Genomic DNA, 1384 nt, shown 5'->3' with positions numbered 1-1384 from the left:
TCGGCAGCGTCAGATGTGTATCAGCGCCAGCCGAACAACAGGATATGGAGTACCTGCGTAAGGGCTTGCAAAAAACCCTGGATATTATGGAGTCCAAACCGTTCGACAAGGTAAAAGGCAAGATGGTTTACCCGTTAGACCGGGACAATATTCCCCAGCTAGAGGAATACATTCGTAACCATGCGGATACCGAATATCACCCGGTGGGTACCTGTAAGATGGGCCCAGATAGCGACCCCATGGCAGTGGTGGATGATCAATTACGCTTTAAGGGAATTGATAAGTTACGAGTGGTGGACGCTTCAATCATGCCCACCTTAGTGACCGGCAATACCAATGCACCTACCATTATGATCGCAGAGAAGGCTGCCGACCTTATTAAGGCCGCACAGGCTTAATGCGCAATTATAGGAATTAGGTTAAAAACAGTTTGCTCCTAAAAAGCCTGCATCAGCAGGTTTTTTTTATGGGAAATCACAAAATGCTTTTAGAGCCTTTGGTTTTTAACAAAATTTTAATATGCCATTAAACCAGTACTGATGGCCAACCCCCCGGCGCTATACTGACCCTATCCAACCTCTATTAATTCAGGAGTTGCAAATGGATAAGTCCAATAAGTACATCACCCACGAGCGCAAGGTGGGCCCACACGTAGGTTTACAATCTGGCTTGGCATTGTTTGTGGCGGTTATGGGGGCATTGTTTTATATAGACGCGACCCCAGGCATTCAAAGCACCATGTCGGTAGTGACCATATTATTTGGCATGTTTTGGTTTTTAGCGCACCATGCATACGAGCATTGGCACCACGGCCATCATCATAGTCACGTGCACCACTGATGATAGAGGCGGCTGTCCGCCTCTTACCATTACTCTAACCACCGATGATTCAAGGGGTTGAAATGGACAAGCACATTAAACACGGGCACAAGGTTGGCCCACACATAGGTTTACAATCTGGCTTGGCGTTGTTTGTTGTGGTCATGGGGCTTTTATTTTTTATAGATGCCACCACAGGTATTCAAAACCTATTGTCAATTTTGACCATGTTATTGGGTATGTTCTGGTTTTCTGCTCACCATGCCTATGACGAATGGCACCATCATCCTCGTCACTGGCACCGCTGATCAAAGAAAACTTAGGCTTTGCTTTTTAGGTATAGGCAATCAACCAAATTTCACCCTGATTGCCCGTTACCTTTCAAGCAGACGTTACCCATTTGGCAGCCGAATGATAAAGGTTGTGCCTTGTTCCTGATTGCTTTCCACCGAAATTTCGCCCTTCATCTTCTGGCACACTATATTATGAATAATGTGCAGTCCCAAACCTGGGCCTCCCTGCGTTCTTTTAGTGGTAAAGAACGGGTCAAATATTTTGTTTTGAT

4 protein-coding genes are annotated in these 1384 nt (G+C 45.7%); 3 read left to right on the top strand and 1 reads right to left on the bottom strand.

All coding sequences use genetic code 11. The annotated features are described in order from the left end of the window. The 3 genes from DWA01_RS04735 to DWA01_RS22900 all read left to right on the top strand — a co-directional run. A partial coding sequence (locus DWA01_RS04735; RefSeq protein WP_235008419.1) for a GMC oxidoreductase occupies positions 1-398 on the top strand: 398 nt, incomplete at its 5' end. 202 nt (positions 399-600) lie between these two features. Continuing rightward, on the top strand, positions 601-840 hold the full coding sequence (locus DWA01_RS04730) for a hypothetical protein (RefSeq protein ID WP_114284621.1): 240 nt from the start codon (positions 601-603) through the stop codon (positions 838-840). A gap of 62 nt (positions 841-902) precedes the next feature. Beyond that, positions 903-1127, top strand: coding sequence for a hypothetical protein (locus DWA01_RS22900; protein ID WP_136057669.1), 225 nt, complete (start codon positions 903-905; stop codon positions 1125-1127). A gap of 84 nt (positions 1128-1211) precedes the next feature. Here DWA01_RS22900 and DWA01_RS24010 read toward each other — a convergent pair whose 3' ends face one another. After that, positions 1212-1373: an ATP-binding protein gene (locus DWA01_RS24010; RefSeq protein WP_419186981.1), complete on the bottom strand. Its 162-nt coding sequence runs from the start codon at positions 1371-1373 to the stop codon at positions 1212-1214. Between the last annotated feature and the right edge of the window lie 11 nt (positions 1374-1384).

Source organism: Candidatus Halocynthiibacter alkanivorans, assembly GCF_003333265.1.
GTDB classification, from domain to species: Bacteria; Pseudomonadota; Alphaproteobacteria; order Rhodobacterales; family Rhodobacteraceae; genus Halocyntiibacter_A; species Halocyntiibacter_A alkanivorans.
This window is presented reverse-complemented; position numbering and strand designations above follow the sequence as displayed.